The organism is Flavimobilis marinus (assembly GCF_900113055.1).
GTDB classification, from domain to species: Bacteria; Actinomycetota; Actinomycetes; order Actinomycetales; family Cellulomonadaceae; genus Flavimobilis; species Flavimobilis marinus.
Map to the genome: position 1 here is coordinate 54,596 of NZ_FONZ01000002.1, position 17,478 is coordinate 72,073.

Annotated in this window: 16 protein-coding genes and 1 tRNA gene; 10 read left to right on the forward strand and 7 right to left on the reverse strand. The window is 72.4% G+C overall.

The genetic code is table 11. The features are described 5' to 3' along the window. Nucleotide 1: 1 nt before the first annotated feature. From BMZ30_RS05265 to BMZ30_RS05285, 5 genes are read right to left on the reverse strand one after another with little or no spacing between them, the layout of a single operon-like run. Nucleotides 2–724, reverse strand: coding sequence for a class I SAM-dependent methyltransferase (locus BMZ30_RS05265; RefSeq protein ID WP_093377279.1), 723 nt, complete (start codon nt 722–724; stop codon nt 2–4). Between the two features lie 43 nt (nt 725–767). After that, a complete protein-coding gene (locus BMZ30_RS05270; protein ID WP_093375911.1) occupies nt 768–1,214 on the reverse strand; it encodes an SRPBCC family protein in 447 nt (148 codons plus the stop codon). After that, nucleotides 1,211–1,741 (reverse strand): YbhB/YbcL family Raf kinase inhibitor-like protein, encoded by a 531-nt coding sequence (locus BMZ30_RS05275; RefSeq protein ID WP_093375913.1) that lies wholly within the window; start codon nt 1,739–1,741, stop codon nt 1,211–1,213. The genes BMZ30_RS05270 and BMZ30_RS05275 overlap by 4 nt, the downstream gene beginning before the upstream one ends. An 8-nt stretch (nt 1,742–1,749) precedes the next feature. Continuing rightward, a complete protein-coding gene (locus tag BMZ30_RS05280) occupies nt 1,750–3,456 on the reverse strand; it encodes a SulP family inorganic anion transporter (RefSeq protein WP_093375915.1) in 1,707 nt (568 codons plus the stop codon). Further along, entirely contained in the window at nt 3,453–3,809 is a 357-nt protein-coding gene (locus BMZ30_RS05285) for an ArsR/SmtB family transcription factor (protein ID WP_093375917.1), read from the reverse strand. The genes BMZ30_RS05280 and BMZ30_RS05285 overlap by 4 nt, the downstream gene beginning before the upstream one ends. Nucleotides 3,810–3,885: 76 nt before the next feature. Here BMZ30_RS05285 and BMZ30_RS05290 point away from each other — a divergent pair, with 76 nt between their 5' ends. Beyond that, entirely contained in the window at nt 3,886–4,284 is a 399-nt protein-coding gene (locus BMZ30_RS05290) for a DoxX family protein (protein ID WP_093375919.1), read from the forward strand. A gap of 3 nt (nt 4,285–4,287) precedes the next feature. On the opposite strand, the gene BMZ30_RS05295 is transcribed toward BMZ30_RS05290, so the two are convergent. Then, nucleotides 4,288–4,704 (reverse strand): ester cyclase, encoded by a 417-nt coding sequence (locus tag BMZ30_RS05295; RefSeq protein ID WP_093375921.1) that lies wholly within the window; start codon nt 4,702–4,704, stop codon nt 4,288–4,290. Between the two features lie 134 nt (nt 4,705–4,838). On the opposite strand from BMZ30_RS05295, the gene BMZ30_RS05300 reads away from it, so the two are divergent. From BMZ30_RS05300 to BMZ30_RS05325, 6 genes are all read left to right on the forward strand, one after another. Beyond that, nucleotides 4,839–5,789 (forward strand): hypothetical protein, encoded by a 951-nt coding sequence (locus BMZ30_RS05300; protein ID WP_177191287.1) that lies wholly within the window; start codon nt 4,839–4,841, stop codon nt 5,787–5,789. Between the two features lie 5 nt (nt 5,790–5,794). After that, nucleotides 5,795–7,354, forward strand: a complete 1,560-nt coding sequence (locus BMZ30_RS05305) for a DNA polymerase Y family protein (protein ID WP_093375923.1) — start codon at nt 5,795–5,797, stop codon at nt 7,352–7,354. After that, nucleotides 7,347–10,652: an error-prone DNA polymerase gene (locus BMZ30_RS05310; protein WP_093375925.1), complete on the forward strand. Its 3,306-nt coding sequence runs from the start codon at nt 7,347–7,349 to the stop codon at nt 10,650–10,652. Before BMZ30_RS05305 ends, BMZ30_RS05310 begins: the two co-directional genes overlap by 8 nt. A 26-nt stretch (nt 10,653–10,678) precedes the next feature. Beyond that, nucleotides 10,679–11,605 carry a dihydrodipicolinate synthase family protein gene (locus tag BMZ30_RS05315; RefSeq protein ID WP_093375927.1) on the forward strand — a complete coding sequence of 309 codons (927 nt, stop codon included), beginning with the start codon at nt 10,679–10,681 and terminating at the stop codon, nt 11,603–11,605. 41 nt (nt 11,606–11,646) lie between these two features. Beyond that, a complete protein-coding gene (locus tag BMZ30_RS05320) occupies nt 11,647–12,687 on the forward strand; it encodes a hypothetical protein (protein WP_093375929.1) in 1,041 nt (346 codons plus the stop codon). A gap of 138 nt (nt 12,688–12,825) precedes the next feature. Further along, nucleotides 12,826–12,910: transfer RNA gene (locus BMZ30_RS05325), tRNA-Leu, on the forward strand. 103 nt (nt 12,911–13,013) lie between these two features. On the opposite strand, the gene BMZ30_RS05330 is transcribed toward BMZ30_RS05325, so the two are convergent. After that, entirely contained in the window at nt 13,014–13,652 is a 639-nt protein-coding gene (locus BMZ30_RS05330) for a hypothetical protein (protein ID WP_093375931.1), read from the reverse strand. A gap of 502 nt (nt 13,653–14,154) precedes the next feature. On the opposite strand from BMZ30_RS05330, the gene BMZ30_RS05335 reads away from it, so the two are divergent. From BMZ30_RS05335 to BMZ30_RS05345, 3 genes are all read left to right on the forward strand, one after another. Next, nucleotides 14,155–15,384, forward strand: a complete 1,230-nt coding sequence (locus tag BMZ30_RS05335) for an RtcB family protein (protein ID WP_093375934.1) — start codon at nt 14,155–14,157, stop codon at nt 15,382–15,384. A 276-nt stretch (nt 15,385–15,660) separates the two neighbouring features. Next, nucleotides 15,661–16,518: a hypothetical protein gene (locus BMZ30_RS05340; protein WP_093375936.1), complete on the forward strand. Its 858-nt coding sequence runs from the start codon at nt 15,661–15,663 to the stop codon at nt 16,516–16,518. A gap of 45 nt (nt 16,519–16,563) precedes the next feature. Then, a complete protein-coding gene (locus BMZ30_RS05345; protein ID WP_093375938.1) occupies nt 16,564–17,466 on the forward strand; it encodes a DUF1963 domain-containing protein in 903 nt (300 codons plus the stop codon). Nucleotides 17,467–17,478: the final 12 nt, after the last annotated feature.

A 17,478-nucleotide genomic window follows, 5' to 3' on the forward strand; every position in this document is an offset into this window, starting at 1 on the left:
GTCAGCGCGCGCGGGCGACAAAAACCATGACGGGCGCGTCGTCGGACATCGGTGTCCGGCTCCAGTCGCCGTAGACGGACTCGACCGCGAGCCCGGCAGCCTGCAGGTCGGCCTCGATCTCGGCGCGCGAGCGGAACACGAGCTGCAGCCTCTCGGTGACCGTGTCGCCCGAGTCGAGGAAGATGTTGTGCGCCGCATACTCGACCGTGCGGTCGTCGAGCCGAGTGACGTCGGACCATTCGATGAGAGTCCCGTGGGCCGTCTTGCGGCTGGTCCGCTCCTCTGTCGCCCAGGTCTCCCAGGCGCGCGCAGCGGGGTTTCTGCTCTCGAACGCGAGCGTGCCACCGCCGGCGAGCCGGCCCCGAAACGCTCGGAGCGTCTCTCTCCAGTCGGGGTCGAGGAGGTGCTGGGCGACGTTCCCGGTCATCAGGCCGAGGTCGAACTGGCAGCCCGGGGCCTGCTGGTAGTCACCGAGCACCCACGTGACCGCGTCGGCGCCTGGCTGGTGGCGCGCGTAGTCGAGCATCGCTGCCGAGGGGTCGACACCGACGACCGTGCGGCCCCGCCCGGTGAGCGCGGTGGTGAGGCTGCCCGTGCCGCAGCCCAGGTCGAGGATGGTGCGGGCGTCGCGTTCTTCCGCGAGCGCGCGGTAGAAGTCGTGGTCGTCGCGGCCGGGGTTGTCTGCGTCGTACAGCGCGACGAGTCTCGGGTCGGCATAGGTCACCAGCGGACCGTACCCGGTCCGCACCCGGGGTCCGAGGGCTTTTCTATAGCCCGCCGAGCCCCGTCTCGCGACGCTCGGCGTGCTGCGCGAGCTGCGACAGCAGCATCGTCCAGCCCTCGACGTGGGCGGCGCGGATGCCGGTGCCGTCCTCAAGCGCGGTGAAGCCCTCCTCGGTGAGCTCGAGGCGGGTATCGGGGCCGTCGTCGTGCAGGGTGATCCGGACCTGCAGGGACGTGGGCCAGCCCGGCTCAGTCCACTCGAATGAGAGCGCACGTTCTGGCTCGACGCTCAGCACGGTGCCGGTCGCTACGTGCTCGGAGTCGCCCTCGGACCAGCGCTCGACGACCTCGGCTCCGGGCTCGGCGTCGAACGACATCTCGCTCCACCAGGCCGCGCGCTCGGTCGTCAGGCTCGTCCACACCACCGACGCCGGCGCGGCGACGGCCTGCTCGACGCGCAGGACGTCCGCGCCGTCGTCGGGCGCGGTCACTTGGCGAACGTGGGGACGAGGACGGCGCGTGCGAGGGTGTGGAACAGCGCCGTGAACGCGACCTTGGTGGGGCTCGCGTCGGCGTCGAGGCCGAGGGTGTCGACGTCGAGGGCGTGCACCGCGAAGTAGTACCGGTGGGCGCGGTCGCCCTCGGGCGGTGCGGCGCCCTCGTAGCCGAACGTGCCGCCGTCGGACCGCACGTGGAACGCAGCGCCGTCGAGCATGAGGTCGCTCTCGCCGATGCCCTGGTCGAGGCTCGTCTGGTCGGCCGGGACGTCCACGAGCGTCCAGTGCCAGTAGCCCGCGGGCGTCGGTGCGTCGGGGTCGAAGCACGTCACGAGGAACGACTCGGTGCCCTCGGGGAAGCCCGACCAGGACAGCTGCGGAGAGACGCTGCCGCCGTCGGCGGTGAACTCCGCCTCGAGGGTGGCGCCGTGGGCGACGTCCTCGGACGTCAGCGTGAAGGACGGGACGGCCGGCAGCAACGAATAGGGGTCCGGGGCGACGGGGCGCGAGTTGAGGTCCATGGGTCCCATCATGGTGCGTCGCTGAGCGCCGCGCGATCCCGGCGCACGTGCGTGCGGGCGTGCGCGACGGCGGCGTCGAGGTCGTCGAACAGGTGGTTGCGCCGCTGCAGCTCGGCGAGTACGCCGACAGACGCGAGCAGCTGGTGGTGACGGGTCTGCAGGCCCTTGACCAGCACGGCGACGCCGCGGCGGTCCAGATCGGCAACGAGCTGGGCGAGGGCATTCGCACCGCTCGCGTCGAGCACGCGCACCCCGGCCAGGCGCAGGATCACGACGCGGACGTCCGCGACCTGCACGAGCTCGTCGAGGAACCGGCGGGAGTCCGCGAAGAACAGCGCGCCGTCGATGCGGAAGACCGCGATGTGCTCGTGGAGGAGGTCTTCCTCGGTGTCGTGGTCGACCTCGCGGGCGATCTCCTCGCGCGTGACCCCGCTGGCCCGCGCGACGTGCCGCAGGGCCAGCACGGCCGCGACGGCGACGCCGATCTCGACTGCGACGACGAGGTCGAGGACGATCGTGGCGAGGGCCGTGAGCACGAACACGAGCCCGTCCGAGCGGGTGGACCGCAGGATCGAGCGGGCCGTGGCGAGGTCGATCATGCGGGCGGCGGTCACCAGCAGCACGCCCGCGAGCGCGCTGAGCGGGATCGCGCCCACCAGGGGAGCAGCCACGAGCACGACGACGGCGAGCACCAGCGCGTGCACGGTCGCGGCGACGCGGGTGCGGGCCCCGGAGCGGACGTTCACGGCGGTGCGGGCGATCGCCCCGGTGGCGGGCAGACCGCCGAACATTCCGCTCGCGACGTTCGCCAGGCCCTGCCCGACGAGCTCGCGGTTGGGGTTGGTGCGCGGGACGTCGTCGGCCATGCCGTCCGCCACCTGCGCGGACAGCAGGCTCTCGAGGGCCGCGAGTGCCGCGACGGCGAACGCGGCGGACAGCAGGGCGTTGAGCTCGCTGAGGTCGGGCAGGCTCGGGGCGGGCAGGGACGAGGGCAGTGCGCCGATGCGCCGCACGTCGAGGTTGAGCGCCTCGACGGCGAGGGTCGCGACGACGACGGCGATCAGCGAGGCGGGCAGGGTGCGGCGGACCCGGTGCAGCACGAGCATGAGGGCCACGACGCCGACGACGATGCCCGCGGCGGGCGCTGCGGCCGACCAGTCGACGCGGGGGAGCGTCTGGGCGGCGATGAGGGCGGCGTTCTCGCCCTCGGCGGGGGTGGTGTCGAGGGCGAGCGGGATCTGCTGGAACGCGATGATCACGCCGATGCCGAGGGTGAAACCCTCGACGACGGGCCAGGGGATGTAGGCCACGAGCGAGCCCACGCCCGCGAGGCCGGCCACGACGATGATGATCCCGGCGAGCACGGCGACGGCTGCGACGGCGGAGACGCCGAGCTGGTGCACGATCGGGACGAGCACCACGACCATGGCGCCGGTCGGGCCGGAGACCTGCAGGGCCGAGCCGCCGAACACCGCGGCGACGATGCCTGCGACGACGGCGGTGACGAGCCCCGCCGCGGCCCCCACGCCGGAGGTGACCCCGAACCCGAGGGCGAGGGGGAGCGCGACGATCGCGACCGTCACGCCGGCGATCAGGTCACCGCGCCACGAACCACGCAGGCCGGCGTAGTCGGAGCGACGGGGCAGCGCGCGGCGGCGGACCGTGGCCCAGACGTCGCGGGCGGAGACGGTGCCGGCGGGGGACGAGGTGCTCATCGGGAGGCCGAGTCGTCGACAGCGTCCAGTGCCTGGCGGGTGGTGGCGTGCGCCTCGAGGAGGACCGTGCGTGCGTCGCGCAGCAGCCCGGTGACGGCTGGCCCGGCGACGCGATACAGGACGGTCTTGCCCTCCCGGCGGGAGGTGACGACGCCGACGCGGCGCAGCACGGCGAGGTGCTGGGACAGGTGCGAGGCTTCCATGCCGGTCTCGGCGAGGAGTTCCGCGACCGGGCGTTCGCCGTCGGCCAGGAGCTCGAGCGTGCGCACCCGCGCAGGGTGAGCGAGGGCCTTGAACAGGTCGGCCTTGATCTCGTGGAGCGGAGCGTGGATCCCGTACTGGCGCAGCGGCATGACATCGCAATCTGTGATCACTTGATGAATCCATCAAGTGTAGCGCTGTGACGAGGGATGGCCGCATGATCGCTGGATGAGCCCCACCGCTGCAGCACCCCGCCGCCACGTCCCCTGGGCGGTCGTGGTCCCGTTCGCGATCTCCGGGGTGGTTCACCTGGCCCGGCCACAGACGTTCACGGGCATCATCCCGACGCCGCTGCGACGGTGGGACAGGTCGCTCGTGCTGGTCTCCGGCGTCGCCGAGCTCGCGTGCGCTGCCGGGCTGCTCGTTCCCGGTGCGCGCCGCGCGGCCGGACTCGCGAGCAGCGGACTGCTGCTGGCGGTCTGGCCGGCCAACGTCCAGATGAGTGTGGCGCTGGGGCGTCGGGCGTGGCGGAGGCGAGACGCCCGATCGGCGCTGACCTTCGGGATCTCCGTGCTGCGGCTCCCGGTCCAGGTGCCGTTGGTGCGATCAGCGCTGCGGGCGCGGTAGTGCTCAGTCCGTGAGCTGAGCCTGCAGTCCCCAGCGATCGATCTGGATCCAGTACTCCGCGATCCGGCTCTCGGCGACGCGGTACACGCAGCTGGCCACCTCGACGATCGGCTTGCCCGTGGGCGCGGCTCCATCGACGTCCCCGAGGTGTCTGCCGTGCTGGGTCCAGCGGGCGTAGACCTTGTCGCCCGAGCCGAACAGCTCGTCGATCCTCAGGTCGAACGCACCGTAGGCCTCCATCATCTGCCTGACGTGCTCGGCATACTCCTCGGGCGTGCGGGCGATCGTCGTCGGATTCTCGGCCTGTACCTGGTGGGCTCGCACGGAGCTCGTCATCAGGTGCGAGGCGTGCGCGGGATCGACGCCCGAGCGGACGATCTCGAGGAACTCCTGGACCACGGCGACGGGGCTGCGACTCATGGCGGCACACGGTACGGTCCGCCATCGTGCGAGGCCAGCGGGTCGCCGAGGCGTCTCGCCGACGGTGTCAGCCGCGACGCATACGATCGAACAAACGTTCGATAGAATGGCTGTCCGGTTCACGAGGAGGACGCATGACTGCCACCGCTCACGAGAGCGCCGGCACCCCCGCCGCAGCGGGTCGTGCGACGGATCGCGCCGCGCTCGCCCGGGCGGCGCTGCGGGCCGCCGAGCTCCGCACAGGCGCGCGCCGGGTGGAGATGACGACCGCACCCGCACCCGCGGAGGCCCTGGTCACCCGAGGTGCTGCCCCGGCCGTCGTCGTCCAGGGCGCCCAGGTGGAGTCGGCCGCCCCCGCAGCCGAGATCGCCGCCCGCACCGCCGAGCGCACCGAGCGCGCCCTCCCGCTGGGCGCCCGCACCGTGGAGCGCCCGCCACTCGAGGTCCCCGCACCCCTGCGCCCCCTGCTGCCCGAGGGGCTGCCGCGCGGCGCCGTCGCGCAGGTGACCGGCTCGACCGCCCTCGTCCTCGCCCTGCTCGCCGAGACCAGCACCCAGGGCGCCTGGGCCGCGATCGTGGGGGACCCCGCCGTCGGCGTCCTGGCCGCCGCCGAGATGGGCGTCGACCTCGAGCGCCTCGCCCTCGTCCCGCGCCCCGGGTCCCAGGCGCCCCTCGTCGTCGCCGCGCTCGTGGACGGCATGGACGTCGTGGTCATCGGACCCGACGTCGCCCTGCTCGACTCCGACCGCCGGGCGCTCGCGGCCCGCGCCCGGGACCGCGGCACCGTGATCCTCAGCACCACCGTGTGGTCCGGCGCGCGCCTCGGGCTGAACGTCAGCGGCGTGCGCTGGCGCGGGCTCGGCGTCGGCACCGGCCGACTGCGCAGCCGCGAGCTGCTCGTCGAGCGCGTGGGCCGCGGCGTGGGTGCCCAGCGTGCGCACCTCGAGATCACCCTGCCGTTCTCCGCCGCTCCCGAGGCGCCCGCCGTAGCGCCCGCCGCGACGACGTCGACCGAGCCCGCGCTCGCGGCCGCGCGTCCCACCGCGCCAGCCCAGCCCGTCCTCCCGCTCCGACTGGTCGGGTGAGCCCCATGAGCACCACGCTCGTCGCCCTGTGGGTGCCGGACTGGCCCGTCGTGGCCGCCGCCACCCTCGCCGACGTCCCCGCCCACCAACCCGTCGCCGTGCAGGCCGGGCAGCGCCTCACCGCTGTGTCCACCGCCGCCCGCGCCGTCGGCGTGCGCCGCGGCATGCGCCAGCGCCAGGCCCAGGAAGCCTGCCCAGACCTCGTCCTGCTGCCCGACGACGCCCTGCGTGACGCCCGCCTGTTCGAGCCCGTCGCCGCCGCAGCCGACGAGGTCGTCGCCGGCGTCGAGATCGCCCGCCCCGGGCTGCTGCTCGCCCCCGCCGGCGGCGCCAGCCGGTTCTACGGTTCATCCACCGCGCTCGCAGCCCGCCTCGTGGACGCGGTGGCGCACGAGACCGGGCACGAGAGCCACGTCGGGATCGCGGAGGGGGTGCTCGCCGCCGTGCTCGCCGCCCGCGAGGACCGCGTGCTTCCCGACGCCGCCGCCCGCACCTACCTCGACCCGCGCCCCCTCACCGACCTCACCTACGTCGCGATGAGTCCCGAGCGCATCACCGAGATCCGCGACCTCGTCGACCTCTGGGACCGGCTCGGCATCCGCACCATGGCCGACCTCGCGGGCCTGGCCGAGAAGGACGTGCTCGCCCGGTTCGGGGAGGCCGGCACCTGGGCGCACCAGCTCGTGCGCGGCCTCGACCTGCGCCCGCCCGCCCAGGAACGCCTCGAGGCGGACCTCGACGTGAGCTGCGAGCTCGACCCCCCGGCCGAGCGCATCGACACCGCCGCGTTCGCCGCCCGGCGCCTGGCCGAGCAGCTCTACGCCGCGCTCGTCGAGCGCTCGGCGTCCTGCGGGCGCCTCGAGATCACCGCCCGCACCACCGAGGGCGTGGACCTGGCGCGCACCTGGCGCACCGACGCAGGCACCCTGGGCGGCCTCACCGCCGCCCGCATCACCGATCGCGTGCGCTGGCAGCTCGAGGGCTGGCTGTCCGGTGGCGGGCAGGGGCCGCTCAACCGCATCGGCCTCGCCGCCCAGGACCTCGCGCCCGCCGGCGTGCATCAGGGCGGTCTGTGGGGCGCCGACGCCGGAGGGCAGGTCCGCGCCCGGCGCGCCCTCGAGCGCGTGCAGGGCCTGCTCGGGGTCGAGTCCGTCCTGGGCGTCCAGCTGCAGGGTGGGCGCGAGGTGCGCGACCAGGTGCACCTGGTGCCGTGGGGCAGCGTCGACGTCGCCCAGCGCACCCGGGAGCTGCCGTGGCCCGGCCGCCTGCCCGAGCCCGCCCCCGCGCGCGTCCTGACCGAGCCCCGCCCGGTCCGGCTGCTCACCGGCGATGCCGCCCCCGTGCGCGTGGACCGTCGCCTCGCCCTCAGCGGGGACCCGGCCGTGCTCGAGCACGACGACGCCCAGCAGCACCTGGTCGGGTGGGCCGGCCCGTGGCCCGTGGCCCAGCGGTGGTGGCGCGCCGAGGCCAGCCGCGCCGTCTACCTGCAGGTGCTCGCGCCCAGCGGCGCGCTGCTGGTGTCCTGCCGCCGCGACGAGTGGTTCCTCGAGGCGCACTATGACTGAGCTCTCCGCAGACCCGGCCGCGCCGCGGTACGCCGAGCTGCACGCCCACTCCGCGTTCAGCTTCCTGGACGGCGCCAGCCAGCCCGAGGCCTTGGTCGCCGAGGCGCACCGCCTCGGCCTGTCCGCCCTCGCGCTCACCGACCACGACGGGCTCTACGGCGTCGTCCGCTTCGCCCAGGCCGCCCGGCGCGTGGGACTGCCCACCGTGTTCGGGGCCGAGCTCCACCTCGCCACTGCCCAGGGTGCGCTCGACGACCCCACGGGCGTGCCCGACCCGCGCGCCTCCCACCTGCTCGTCCTCGCCCGCGGCGAGCGCGGCTACCGCTCGCTGTCCAGCGCGATCGCCCAGGGACACCTCGCCGCCGGGGTCAAGGGCAAGGCACGGTACGACCTCGCGAGCCTCGCCGAGCAGGGTGCGGGGGACTGGCTCGTGCTCACCGGCTGCCGCAAGGGCACCGTCCGCCAGGCGCTCGCCACCGCCGGCCCCGCGGCGGCGCGCACCGAGCTCGACCGGCTCGTGCAGCACTTCGGCCGGGACTCCGTGGCCGTGGAGATCACCGACACCGCCGACCCGTACGACGCCGAGCGCAACGCCACGCTCGCAGCCCTCGCGGCCGACGTCGGCGTCCCGCTCGTGGCGACCGGCAACGTGCACTACGCCAGCCCCGCCGACGCCGAGCTCGCCGCGGCGCTCGCCGCGATCCGCGCCCGCCGCTCCCTCGACGACATGGACGGCTGGCTGCCCGGCGCGCCCACCGCGCACCTGCGCTCGGCCCGGGAGATGCTCGCTCGCCACCGCGCGCACCCGGAGGCCGTCGCGACCGCCGCGACGCTGGCCGCCGAGTGCGCGTTCGACCTCGCCCTCGTCGCTCCCGCCCTGCCGCCCTACGACGTCCCCGCCGGTCACACCGAGGCCACCTGGCTGCGTGAGCTCGTGCGCCGCGGCGCGCTCGACCGCTACGGACCGCCCGAGGCCGAGCGCGTGCCGGGCGCCTACGCGCAGATCGAGCACGAGCTGCGCGTGATCGAGGACCTCGGCTTCCCCGGGTACTTCCTGATCGTCTACGACCTCGTCGAGTTCTGCCGCGTCAACCACATCCTGTCCCAAGGGCGCGGCTCGGCGGCGAACTCCGCCGTCTGCTACGCGCTAGGCATCACCGCCGTCGACGCCGTGCACCACGGGCTGCTGTTCGAGCGGTTCCTCGCGCCCGAGCGCGACGGGCCGCCCGACATCGACGTCGACATCGAGTCCGGGCGCCGCGAGGAGGTCATCCAGTACGTCTACCGGCGGTTCGGGCGCTCGCACGCCGCGCAGGTCGCCAACGTCATCTCCTACCGGCCCAAGTCCGCCGTCCGCGACGCCGCCCGGGCGCTCGGCTACGGCGTCGGGCAGCAGGACGCCTGGAGCAAGGGGATCGAACGCTGGGGGAGCCTGCGCACCGGCGGTGTCCCCGGCGCGGCGACGACCACCTCGGCCGCACCCCAGCTCGAGGCAGCGATCGTCCAGCGTGACCGGACCAAGGAGGCGCTGTGGGGCTCGGACCGCGACCTGCCGGCCGTCGACCCCGACGCGGGCAGCGACGTCGCGGGCATCCCCGCGCCCGTGGTCGACCTCGCCGACGACCTGCTGCGCCTGCCCCGGCACCTGGGCATCCACTCGGGCGGGATGGTCATGTGCGACCGCCCCGTGATCGAGGTGTGCCCCGTCGAGTGGGCCCGCATGGAGGGGCGCACCGTGCTGCAGTGGGACAAGGACGACTGCGCCGACGCCGGGCTGGTGAAGTTCGACCTGCTGGGCCTCGGGATGCTCACCGCGCTGCGCATCGGCTTCGACCTCGTCGCCGAGCACGGCGGCCCCACCCTCACGCTGCACGGGCTGCCACCCGACGACCCCGCGGTGTACGACCTGCTGTGCGCCGCGGACACGGTCGGGGTGTTCCAGGTGGAGTCCCGCGCCCAGATGGCCACCCTGCCGCGCCTGCAGCCGCGCCGGTTCTACGACATCGTCATCGAGGTCGCCCTCATTCGCCCCGGCCCCATCCAGGGCAACTCCGTGCATCCGTACATCAACCGCTCCCGCGGGCGGGAGAAGATCACCTACCTGCACCCGCTGCTGGAGAAGTCCCTGTCCAAGACCCTCGGCGTGCCGCTGTTCCAGGAGCAGCTGATGCAGATGGCGATCGACGTCGCCGGGTTCACGCCCGTCGAGGCTGACCAGCTGCGCCGCGCCATGGGATCCAAGCGGTCCACCGAGCGCATGGAGGCCCTGCGCGGCCGTCTCATGGAAGGGATGGCCGCCAACGGCATCACCCCCGACGTCGGCGAGCAGATCTACGACAAGCTCAAGGCGTTCGCGGACTTCGGCTTCCCCGAGTCCCACGCCTACTCGTTCGCCTACCTCGTCTACGCGAGCTCCTGGCTCAAGGTGCACCACCCCGCCGCCTTCTACGCGGGGCTGCTCGCCGCCCAGCCCATGGGGTTCTACTCCCCGCAGTCCCTGGTCGCCGACGCCCGCCGCCACGGCGTCCAGGTGCTGCGCCCCGACGTGCAGCGCTCGGCCGCGCAGGCGATCCTCGAGCGGGCCGACGACGACGCGCTCGCCGTGCGCCTGGGCCTCGCCGGGGTGCGGGGCGTGGGGGAGAAGGTCGCCGAGGCGCTCGTCGCCGCACGGACCGCCGACGGCGAGTTCCGCGACCTGAGGGACCTCGCCCGGCGCGTGAAGCTCAGCGTCGCGCAGCTCGAGGCCCTCGCGACCGCCGGCGCGCTCGACACCCTCGGGGTGAGCCGGCGCCAGGCACTGTGGGCGGCCGCCGCCCTCGCCCAGGAGAGCCCCGACACGCTGCCCGGGGTGTCCGTCGGTGTCGAGGCGCCCGCCCTGCCGGGGATGAGCGAGGTCGAGACGTCCGTGGCGGACGTGTGGGCCACGGGCGTCTCGCCCGAGAGCTTCCCCACGCAGTTCGTGCGTCCCGGCCTCGATCAGGCGGGGGTGCTGCGCGTCAGCGACGCCACGGTGCACGAGGCCGGCCGCCGCGTCGCCGTCGCCGGGGTGGTCACCCACCGCCAGCGTCCCGGCACCGCGCGCGGCGTGACCTTCCTCTCGGTCGAGGACGAGACCGGGCTGCTCAACGTCATCTGTACGCCGGGTCTGTGGTCCCGGTTCCGCAAGGTTGCGCGCACCAGCGCGGCCCTCGTGGTCCGCGGGCGGCTGGAACGCGCCGACGGCGCCACCAACCTCCTGGCCGAGCACCTCGCCCCGCTCTCGCTGCAGGTCGCCAGCAGGTCGCGGGACTTCCGGTGACCGCGCCGCGACCGTAGCGTGTCGGCATGTCGCTCTTCGGTCCGCTCGTCGCCTATGTCCCCACACCGTTGACGCCGGAGGGCGAGGTCGACGAGGCCACGCTCGCCGTGCTCGTGGATCGTGCCTGCGAGGCGGGGGTGGGTGGGGTCGCCGTGCTCGGGAGCACGGGCGGGTACGCCTATCTCGACCGCGCCGCCCGCAGGCGCGTCGCCGAGGTGGCAGCCGAAGCGCTCGCAGGGCAGGTCCCGCTGATGGTGGGTGTCGGGTCGCTCCTGACCCGGGACGTGCTGAGCCTGGCGGCCGACGCCCACGACGCCGGAGCGAGCGCAATCCTGCTACCGCCGATGTCCTATCTCCCCCTGACCGAGGCCGAGGTCGTCGGGCTGGTCGAGACAGTTGCAGGCGCGACCACGACGCCCGTGTGGATCTACCACAACCCGGTCACGACCCGCTTCGACTTCTCGGTCGAACTCCTTGTGCGGCTGTCCGCGATCCCGGGGGTTGGCGGTGTCAAGGACCGCGGGCAGGACACCGACGGCGTGCGTGCCCGAGCCCGGCGGCTGACGGCCGAGACGTCTGTCGAGGTCGGGTACAGCGGCGACGCCTTCGGCTACCACGGCCTGCTCGCCGGGGCGGTGAGCTGGCACTCCGGGCTCGCCGGGGTGCTGCCCCGCCACTACGTCGAGGTAGCCGCCGCCGCAGCCTCCGGAGACGGAGCGCTGGCGCGGGAGCGTATGCGCCCGTTGGTGCGACTGGCCCACCTGGCGGCTACCGCCGGGGGAGCGCGCGTCGTACACGCCGTGGGGGAGCTGCTCGGCCTGTCTGTCGGAGTGCTGCCAGAACCGTTGCGCCCACCCGCACCCGATGTTCTTGCCGAGCTCGCGGCGGAGCTCAAGGGACTTCGAGACGAACCGTCGGCTCGGCTGCCTCAAACTGTGGCAAAACCATGGTAAAAGGTAGAGCCCGCAGATTGCGCACACGGAAAGAAGCACCCATGAAGATCAAGACCCTGCTGGTCGCAGCGATCACCGTCGCGCTCGTTGGACCCGCGGCGACAATCCCAGCGTCGGCCTCGAGCTTTGCCGACGGTTGTGAGATCACGTTGACCGTGCCCGCCCGCCTGGCTGTGGACCGCCCCGCCCAGACCTTCACGATCGACATGGGCGAGCCGCACCCATGCATGGGCTCCCTGACCACCCAGTACGGCTCCTGGGGGATGATGCGCAGCGACCAGGCGTACCAGGCCCGCGCGACGTTCGGCACGTTCGATCGGCACGACCTGTACTCTCCCGTGCCGAAGAAGGTCTCCCTCGCGGCGTCCTACGCCCGCCTGGACGCCCAGTGGGCCCGCGCGAACGGCGTGGCCATCAACCTCAGCATCCCTCGGGTGAACCCGTCAAACACCATGGACGTGCGCTACCGCTCGTGGGTGACGAAACCGTCGGTGAAGCGCACGCTTGGAGAGGTGAAGGTGACTGGAACGGCCACCCGGTACCAGCTGCCTGGCTACACAGACCCCACGGACAGCCCGGGCAAGCGGGTCGGCAACGCCGGCGCCGTCGTGCAGGTGCAGAAGAAGGTCGGGGCTGCCTGGGTAACCAAGAAGCGTGTGAAGACGACCAAGTCGGGAGCGTTCAGCGCGACCGTTAAGGACACCGGCGCGGGAGCATGGCGGGCGGTCGTCAATGACTCGCACGTGGCATTTGGCACCACGTCGAGCGACGCACGCGTTGCAAAGGCGAAGGCCGCAGCGACCAAGATCAGCAAGCTCAAGGCGAAGCGCTCGGGCAAGAAGGTGACGGTGACGGCGAAGGTCACCGCGAAGTCGGGCAAGAGGTACGTCGCTGCCCGCGGCGTGAAGGTCCAGCTGCAGTCCAAGGCAGGCAAGAAGTGGCGCACCGTGCGCACGGCTCGCACGACGAGCTCGGGCAAGGTGACGCTGCGGGTCAACGCCCGCGCGACGACTCAGTACCGGGTCGTCGTCCCGAAGCAGTCCGTGGTGAAGGCAAAGTCCTCGAAGGTCTTCCGCCGCTGACGCGCGGCTGCCGGGCGGGGTCGCGACGACTCCGCCCGGTCGGCACGTCGCGGCCCGGAGGCGATGTGAACTTCCGGTCGGGACCGTGCTATGTTTTCTCCCGGCCGATCGAGCGAAAGCCTGATCGAGTCCCACCCCGTCCGGGTGGCGGAATGGCAGACGCGCTAGCTTGAGGTGCTAGTGCCCTTTATCGGGCGTGGGGGTTCAAGTCCCCCTCCGGACACTCGTTGAGACAGCGACACGACAGGCCCCGACCAGCGGAGACGCAGGTCGGGGCCTGTTGCGTTCGATGACGGATGTCGCACGGCGGTGGGGTCTGGCTCGGGCTACGTGTCGCTGCCGGTGGCGTCGGAGTACCCGAGGTTCGGCGGTGCTTCGATGCATCGTGAGCTCACGCTCAGGCGCAAGGAAGGATCACGACCCTCGACGACCCGTGTGGTCCCGCCGACGGACAAGGAGATGCCGTCCCGGCCCAGGGAGATGTCCCGGCCGGTGTCGTTGGTGCTCTGGTAGCCGATCGTCCAACCGTTGCTGACGAGGGTGTCGACGACCGCGTCGATCAGCGGTGCGGTCGGCCGAGCCGGCGACGGGTAGAACGAGCGACTGCTCATCCACTGGAGGCGTTCGGGCGGCAGGGCGCCGTCACGTTCGACCATGCCGTCCATGCCTGAGCAGTCGTGCCAGCGGTTGTCGCGTTCTGGGGCGTAGTCGAGCTCGAGGCCGGGGTGGTGGCTGGTGACGGCGTCGACGCCCTCGGAGGCCGCGGCGAGTGTGGCCGTGCGTGCCGCTTCGGAGGGGTGCGGGCTTCCGTCGTCGGTTGCCGCGTCCGTGTTGGCGCAGCTCGCCAGCAGCGTGACGGCCAGCAGGGCGCCGAGAGCGCGTCGGCCGGTGGCCACGGGTCCCTGGCGGCCGACCGCCCGCATCCTGGCCCCGGCCTCGGTGCGGGCGACGAGGTCGTTCGTCATCGGCGGCCTCCCTGGTCAAGAACATTCCGAGGCGATACTTCGATCTAGCGGTCAGTGTGCCAGCCCGCCCGGCGACCTTACGCGCTCAGCAGCGGAAAATGACGCGACACCGTGCCGGTCTCGTGGCAGGGTTCACCGCGGTCGGCCCTCAGGGCCACGGTCCGTGCCCGAGGCACGCCGACGACCCCGATCACGAGAGGCGCGACATGACGACCGCATCGCTGAGCGCGACGACGCCCAGTGGCTCGTCGACCTCTTTCGCGCCCGTCGAAGACAGCCAGAAGCCGCGTCGTCGTCGGCGTGCTCTCCCGTACCCAGCTCTGGTGTGTGACTACTCGTAAGCCCCTCGCGGGGCTCCCCGACGAGGGCCGTTCACCAGGTTTCCCACCCGGTGAGCGGCCCTCGTCGTATCTCCCGAACCAGGCTCGACCCCGACCGAGGACCGAGCCCGCGACGTCGCACGCCCTGTGCGACCCGACATCCCCATAGGAAGGGGACGATGATGAATGGCATGGCACTACCCGTACAGCTGAGCGGCGCTCGGGCGGACACGCTGATGTGGGCGCTCGAGGACGAGGTCGAGCCTCAGGCGCGCGAGCAGCTGCGGAACATCTCCGCGCTGCCGTGGGTGCACGGGCTGCGCGTCATGCCGGACGTGCACCTGGGCAAGGGCGCCACGGTCGGCTCGGTGATCGCCATGCGCGACGCCGTCTCTCCGAACGCCGTGGGTGTGGACATCGGCTGCGGGATGGTGGGTGTGCGCACGTCGCTCACGGCCGCAGACCTGCCCGACGACCTCGGGCCCCTGCGCTCCGCGATCGAGGCCGCCGTCCCGGTCGGCTTCCACGCGCACGACGAGCAGGTCGACTTGGCACGGCTGCGCCCGGTGGGAGAGGGGATCGACGTCTCCAGGCTCGCGCGCACCGCAGTCGCGTTCTGGGACAGGTTCGGCGGTCTGCACCACGGAGTGCAGAAGCTCGAGACCCGGGCGCGCAAGCAGATGGGCACCCTCGGCGGGGGCAACCACTTCATCGAGGTGTGCCTCGACACCGAGGACCAGGTGTGGCTGCAGCTGCACTCGGGCTCGAGGAACATCGGCAAGGAGATCGCCGAGCGGCACGTGGCGATCGCCAAGGGCCTCGAGCACAACCTCGGGCTGCCCGACCGCGACCTCGCCGTGTTCCTCGCCGGCACCGCGCAGATGGACGCCTACCTCAACGACCTGCACTGGGCCCAGGAGTTCGCTGCCCGCTCGCGCGCCACGATGATGACGCTCGTCGTCGACGTCGTGCGTCAGCACTTCGCTGGGCGGGAGATCACGTTCAGCGAGGCCGCGAACGTGCACCACAACTACGTGGCGCACGAGACCATCGACGGCCTGGACCTGATCGTCACCCGCAAGGGGGCGATCCGGGCCGGCAAGGGCGACATCGGCCTGATCCCCGGATCCATGGGGACCGGCTCCTACATCGTGCGTGGCCTGGGCAACGACGCGTCGTACCAGTCCGCCTCGCACGGCGCTGGGCGTCGGATGTCGCGGAACGAGGCCAAGCGGAGGTTCACGACGGCCGACCTCGCGGCGCAGACTGCGGGCGTCGAGTGCCGCAAGGACGCCGGGGTCGTCGACGAGATCCCCGGCGCGTACAAGGACCTCGACTCGGTCATCGCCGCACAGCACGACCTGGTCGAGGTGGTCGCGCGACTGCGCACCATCCTGTGCGTGAAGGGCTGAGCTTGACGGCCCCTGTGAGGTGAGGCTGTCCCTTCGCCAGCACGTCGAACGCCCCCGCTCTCGGACGAGGAGCGGGGGCGTTCGTGCATGTGACGTGCGCGGTGCACGACGTCGGGGCGCGCCACCTCTTCCGCGCGTACCAGCACGCTCGACGAGATCGTCGAGTATCGTGCGGTGCGCTATGAGCCCATGTTCATGGAGAAGTAGGTCTACCGCTGGCACCAGCAGCCGGTGGCGCCTGCAGTCGCCGTTCTCGACCGCACAAGGAGTCCCCGTATGCAGCTGTCACGCAAGATCCTCGCCGCGGCCCTGACCCTGACCGTCCTGACCGGATGCTCGCCGTCCGAGCCGGCGCCCGGCGCCCCTCCGGCAAGCTCTGGACCGGCCGCCGAGGTCGGGCCCGGCGGCTCGTGCGTCGACGCCTACGCAACCTCGGACGACCTGTCGGTCACCTTCGGTGAGATCTCCGCCGCCTCGGACGAGTGGTCGGAGTCCCTGGACCGCACGTGGCGCCACTACTACCCGGTCACGATCACGAACACCTCGTCCGCGCCGTGCAGCTTCGACATCGAGCTGGCGGCCGACGTCGCCGGCGGCGAGACGCTGTACGAAGACATCTACGTCGCGCTCGAGCCAGGTCAGACCTACCGCGCCCAGGCGTTCGACCTCGAGTCGGGAGTCGACTTCACCGCAGACGCCGCCGACGCGACCCCCGCCGCGGCCATCACCCCCAGCGTCGGTGAGATCCGCCAGCGTCGGTTCATGGTCGACTACTACGACGCTGAGGTCACGGTCGGGGAGACGATCGGCAAGGGCGCGGACGCCAAGCTCCCCGCGGAGATCACCGTCAACGGGCGCACCCCCGGCCTGCCCGACCGCGTCTCCTCGGCCAAGGATGACGCTGTGCAGCTCAACGGCCTGGATGCCGAGGGGATGATCATCGTCATCGGCGTGGACGCCATCGAGCCGATCGCCGAGGGGGAGACGGCCAGCGTGGAGTTCCTCGTCGCCGGGGGAGATGCCTCCCGCGGCCTGCGTAGGCACACTCCGCTCAGCGCCCTGGACGACGTCGTCTCGTGGGAGATCGGCAAGTTCCAGCCGTTCTTCACCGACGGCGAGAAGGTGTTCCTCTAGTCGTAGCGTGCGCGCGGCGGTCGAGCGAAGTGGAGGAGTGGCCTGATGTGGAAGCGTCGCACCGTGCCGGTAGTCGGGACGTGGCCGTTCGTCGAGGAAGGCCTCGCACGCATGGGGCCGGCTGCGCGGCCGCTCGCTGAGCGCGCGGCGTGGTCTCCCATCCTGTCCGTCCAGGGTTTCCCGCCCGGCGAGGACATCGTTCGGGAGCTGTGGTCCACGGGCGCTGAGCTCGCATGGCTCGGAGGTCCCGCGGTCGCAGGGCTGGAAGAATGGCCCCGCAATGCCGGGGGTGTGCCTCTCGCGCACGTCGCGACGTTCTCGCTGCGAGACCTGGCGGACGCCTCCGTGACCGAGGAGAAGGAGGCCTGGCCCGATCACCGGCAAGGCCTGCCGACCACGGGGGCCCTGGAGATCTTCCATGACTTGACGGTGTATGGCTGGGAGCCAGCCGACGGCGAGCAGCGGGGATGGCTCGTCCGGTGGACCGAGGAGCCGGACCGGTCTCGCTTCCTGAGCGCACCAGCCGACCTCGACACCCCGAGCGCGGTGTGCCAGGCGGCAGGCTTCATGGCCGCGTTCTCCGTGCCGTCGCCGCTTGATGTCGCCTCCCACGGCGCAGCGAAGGTCAAGGCGGCGGAACGCGTCCATGCAGCGATCCAGCAGGCGTGGAGGCCGCACGTCTGGGGTGAGGTCAGCGGCCCGGCCGTCCCCGTGACCCACGCGTACGGCCACTCGCAGAACGGTGCGGGAGCCATCCGCGAGGTGCTCGCCGAGGTCCTGCCGCTGAGCGAGCAGGACGACGAGCATCGCCTCCTGTTCGACATCGAGTCGTGGACACACCTCGAGGGCTGGTTCGGTGACGCTGCGCCGCTCGAGGTCTGGATGCGACAGAGCGACCTGGAGGCGCGAGCCTTCGACCGCGCGTGGTGCCTCACCCGGACCGACTGACCAGCAGACGGC